Source organism: Cupriavidus sp. WS (assembly GCF_000395345.1).
Taxonomy (GTDB): domain Bacteria; phylum Pseudomonadota; class Gammaproteobacteria; order Burkholderiales; family Burkholderiaceae; genus Cupriavidus; species Cupriavidus basilensis_B.
Genome location: NZ_AQPL01000622.1, coordinates 1 through 4,524 on the forward strand (window position 1 = coordinate 1; position 4,524 = coordinate 4,524).

Genomic DNA, 4,524 nt, shown 5'->3' on the forward strand with positions numbered 1-4,524 from the left:
CTATGGCGATCAGCCCGGCGATGACAACGAAGCTCCGGTGCGCGCCCAGGACCAGGCAGGCGCGCGGGCGGCGCGACGCGAGACCCCGGTGCCGGTTGTCCTGACGCGCTTCGCCGCGCAGAACCTCTACGCGCCGCTACGCACCGTGGAGCCGCTGGCGGGCGTCATGCGGGTGAACTTGCGCCGCGACCTGGACCTCGGCACGCTGGTGCCGACGCTGCCGGTGCGCGCGGTCGCGCTCGCCTCATGGCGTCTGGAAGACCAGTGGGTCACTGCCGTGCGCCTCACCAATAGCAGCGGCGGCTGGATCACCCTCGACCCGCGCGTGTTGCAGGGCGATTTCCTCACCGCCACCTTTCAGCACGAAGCCCTCGGCCCGCGCGGGACGCCAGAGGACACGACCGTCCTGTATTTGGTGACGCGGGGGCACGGCCTCGCGCAATCGCTGCTGCCGGCGATCAACCGCTTCGATCCTGCCGCGCATCTGCCGCAGCCGGAAGCCAGTTCCCAGGACCTCACGGAGGCCCGCCATGCGCAGTAACGGACTCCTGAAGTGGTTGATGATCCCTGTGGCCTTGCTGGTGCTGTTCATCGCCATTCGGCTGTTCTCCGGTGGAAGCACGTCGGCGCCGCCCGCCGCGGATAGTGGTGCCCAGCTCACGCCGGAAGAAATGAAGGCGCTGGGCATTGAAGGCGATACCCCACGCGACACCGTGGCAACGCTGGTAGCGCAGGTGAAGCAACTGCGCACCGAGCTTCAGACCGCGCTCTCCGACAACAAGTCCCAGCGCGAGGAAAACCAGCGCCTGCGCCAGCGCGAGAACTCGATCGATCAGCGCATCACGTCCGCACTCGAATCCGAGCGCGCCAACCTGCGCCGCGACCAGCAGCAGGCGGCCAGCGAGCGCCAGCAGACCGAGGGGCTGCTCGCCGACCTGCAGCGCCGGCTGGACAGCATCGGCGGGCGCGGCGGCGGCCACGCCGATCTGCCGGTGGGCCTCGGCCTGCGCGACGGCGACGACTCCGGCATGGAAGGCGGTGTGCGCTGGGTGGAACCGGATGACGCGAAGCAGACCGATGGACGGGGAAGCAGCCGCGGCACAAGCGGCAACCTGAGCTTCCCGACGAGCTTCGGCCCAGCGCAGCGCACGCTTGAAACCACGGCGGAGACCGTGGCAAACGTAGGTGCGCGTGCCGCCGGGGTCACGTCCGCCAAGCCCGTCTATACCGTGCCGACTAACTCCACACTCATGGGATCGGTGGCGATGACGGCGCTGATTGGCCGTGTGCCGATCGACGGAACCGTCAACGATCCATACCCCTTTAAAGTCCTCGTCGGCCCCGACAACCTCACCGCCAACGGCATCGATATTCCCGACGTGGCCGGTGCTGTATTCAGCGGCACGGCTTCAGGGGATTGGACGCTTTCATGCGTGCGCGGCCAGGTGCGCAGCATCACCTTCGTTTTCCACGACGGGACAGTTCGCACCATCCCGGAGGACCGCGATGGTAACCAGCAAAACGACCAGCAGCGCGACGGCCTGGGCTGGATCAGCGACCCGTATGGCATTCCTTGCGTCAGTGGGGAGCGGCGCAGCAACGCCCAGCAATACCTCGGCTCGCAGGCCCTGATTACTGCGGCCGGTGCCGGCGTCGCCTCGCTCATCGACAGCGACAGCGGCCAGATGTCTTACGTAGGCGCCGATGGCTCCATCGGCAGTGTCGGCATCTCAGGCAACGAGGCCGTGGGCCGCATCCTGGCCGGGGGCGTGCGCGACATGGCCGATTGGGTGAACAAGTTGTACGGCCAGGCATTCGCCGCCGTCTATGTCCAGCCCGGCGCGAAGGTTGCCGTCCACCTCGAAAAGCCGCTCGCCATCGACTTCGATCCCGAAGGCCGCAAGGTCGATCACCGCGCAGGAGAAAGCCATGCTCTCGAACTTGACTAAGGGCCTGGCGCTGGCCCTCGCCGTCGCGGTGCTCGGCGGCTGCGCCACCAGCAAGGAAAAGCTGCTGCCGCACGGCGACAGCACGATGATGGACATCTGGCAGCAGAGCGCCGGGGACGCCGGCGGTGGCAACGGCCAGGTGGCCCGCAGGCAGTTGCTCGATGCACGCCAGAGCCTGCGCCGGCCGCTGACCGAGGCGGACGTGCAGGCCGCGCCCGTCGAGCAGATGCGCTATACGCGCACGGCGCGCAACGAGGTCTATCGCCAGTTCCAGCGCCTGCCGAATCCCGACCTGGTGATGTACGTGTACCCGCACGTTGCAGGCACGGACCCGGTGCCCGTGCCGGGCTATACGACGGTTTTTCCCTTGTATCAGCGCGTGCAGTACGCCATGCCGGGCGAGCGCGTGGAGGACTACTGATGCGCTGGAAACTCCCCTGGCCCAAGTCGGCTGCGCCGAAGCTGGCCGCATCCGGCGCAGGCGATGACGAGTGGCCGGAGGGCTGGCAGCGCCACGTCGAGGCCTTGCGCCAGGCCGGCATCCCAGAACCCGGCAAGGCGGCCCATGGCCGCAGGCCGGCGACGGTGGCCGACGAGCAGGCGCTGTACGACGTCGCGCCGTCGTTCGCGGAATTCCTGCCCTGGGTGGAGTTCCTGCCCGAATCGAAGTCCATGCTGCTGGAGGACGGGCAATCGGTGGCGGCCTTCTTCGAACTGGTTCCGCTGGGCACCGAGGGCCGGGAGCCCGGCTGGCTCGCACACGCCCGCGACGCCTTGGAGAACGCGCTCCAGGACAGCTTCGATGAACTGGACGAGAACCCTTGGGTGCTCCAGCTCTATGCCCAGGACGAACCCAGCTTCGACCAGTACATGCAGACCCTGCGCGACTACGTGCAGCCGCGCGCCCGCAATACGGCTTTCACCGAGTTCTACCTTCGCTTCTTCGGACACCACCTGCGCGCGGTCGCGAAGCCGGGCGGGCTCTTCGAGGACACGGTGGTCACGCGGCTGCGTTGGCGCGGCCAGACGCGGCGCGTGCGCATGGTCGTCTATCGCCGGGCCACCGGGCAGGCGAGCCGCCGCGGCCAGACGCCCGAGCAGATGCTGAACATCGTCTGCGATCGCCTGTGTGGTGGGCTGGCGAACGCCGGCATCCAGGCCCGGCGCATGGTCGCGGCCGACGTTCATGACTGGCTGCTGCGGTGGTTCAACCCGCGTCCCACGCTGCTCGGGCCTGGGGTCGAGGACCGCGAACGCTTCTATGCGCTGGCACGCTACCCCGACGAGACAGAAGACGGCGAGATCGAGCTGGCGAGTGGGCGGGATTTCAGCCAGCGGCTTTTCTTCAGCCAGCCACGCTCGGACGCAGAGCACGGAACCTGGCACTTCGACGGCATGCCGCACCGTGTGCTGGTCACTGACCGGCTGCGCATGCCGCCTGGTACAGGTCACCTGACTGGCGAAACTCGTAAAGGCGATGCGATCAACACGCTGTTCGATCAGATGCCCGAGGACACGACGATGTGTCTGACCATGGTGGCGACACCCCAGGACATCCTCGAATCGCATCTGAACCACCTGGCGAAGAAGGCAGTCGGCGAAACACTGGCATCGGAGCAGACTCTCAAGGATGTGCAGGAGGCCCGCTCGCTCATCGGCAGCGCTCACAAGCTCTACCGGGGAACGCTGGCCTTTTATTTGCGCGGCCGGGATGAAGCTGAGCTGGACCGGCGCGGCCTGGACCTGGCGAACGTGATGCTCAACGCTGGTTTGCAGCCCGTGCGCGAAGACGATGAAGTCGCGCCTTTGAACAGCTACCTGCGCTGGCTGCCATGCTGCTACAACCCGAGCCAGGATCGGCGGAACTGGTTCACCCAACTGATGTTTGCCCAGCACGTGGCGAATCTCTCTCCGGCCTGGGGCCGCAGCCAAGGTACGGGCCATCCCGGCAATACGTTCTTCAACCGAGGCGGCGGGCCGATCACCTTTGACCCGCTCAACCGCCTGGATCGACAGATGAACGCCCATCTGTTCCTGTTCGGCCCGACCGGCTCTGGCAAAAGCGCAACGCTCAACAACCTCTTGAATCAGGTCACGGCCATCTACCGGCCGCGCCTCTTCATCGTGGAAGCCGGCAACAGCTTCGGCCTGTTCAGCGATTTCGCCAAGCGTCTGGGCCTGACCGTGAACCGGGTCAAGCTGGCCCCAGGCTCAGGCATCAGCCTCGCACCCTTCGCTGACGCGCGCCGGCTGATCGAAACGCCGAGTGACGTGCAGACGCTCGATGCGGATGCGCTGGATGAAGACCAGCCGCCGGACGTCTCGGCCATGGAGGCGGACGAGCAGCGCGACGTGCTCGGTGAACTGGAAATCACTGCACGGCTGATGATCACTGGCGGCGAGGATAAAGAAGAGGCCCGGATGACTCGGGCCGATCGTTCGCTGATTCGACAGTGCATTCTCGACGCCGCCGAACACTGCGTGGCCGAGAAGCGCACCGTACTCACGCGCGACGTGCGCAACGCGCTGCGCACGCGCGGCCAGGACTCGACACTGCCGGAGATGCGGCGCGTGC

At 66.8% G+C, this 4,524-nt stretch carries 4 protein-coding genes; all 4 read left to right on the top strand.

From position 1 onward, the window contains the following. Positions 1-541, top strand: a 541-nt coding sequence (locus K206_RS0135790) for a TIGR03749 family integrating conjugative element protein (protein WP_020207047.1), incomplete at its 5' end; no start/stop codon positions are given. Continuing rightward, the gene (locus tag K206_RS0135795; protein WP_029044449.1) at positions 531-1,949 is read left to right on the top strand and encodes a TIGR03752 family integrating conjugative element protein; all 1,419 of its coding nucleotides are present in this window, start codon (positions 531-533) and stop codon (positions 1,947-1,949) included. The genes K206_RS0135790 and K206_RS0135795, both read left to right, overlap by 11 nt. Continuing rightward, positions 1,930-2,370 (top strand): TIGR03751 family conjugal transfer lipoprotein, encoded by a 441-nt coding sequence (locus K206_RS0135800; RefSeq protein ID WP_029044450.1) that lies wholly within the window; start codon positions 1,930-1,932, stop codon positions 2,368-2,370. The genes K206_RS0135795 and K206_RS0135800 overlap by 20 nt, the downstream gene beginning before the upstream one ends. Beyond that, on the top strand, positions 2,370-4,524 hold a 2,155-nt coding region (locus K206_RS0135805; RefSeq protein ID WP_020207050.1), incomplete at its 3' end, for a conjugative transfer ATPase. The genes K206_RS0135800 and K206_RS0135805, both read left to right, overlap by 1 nt.

Excerpts from the sequence above, each read along its gene's own strand:
- K206_RS0135795 (WP_029044449.1), top strand. The coding sequence starts at position 531 with ATGCGCAGTAACGGACTCCTGAAGTGGTTGATGATCCCTGTGGCCTTG.
- K206_RS0135800 (WP_029044450.1), top strand. The coding sequence starts at position 1,930 with ATGCTCTCGAACTTGACTAAGGGCCTGGCGCTGGCCCTCGCCGTCGCG.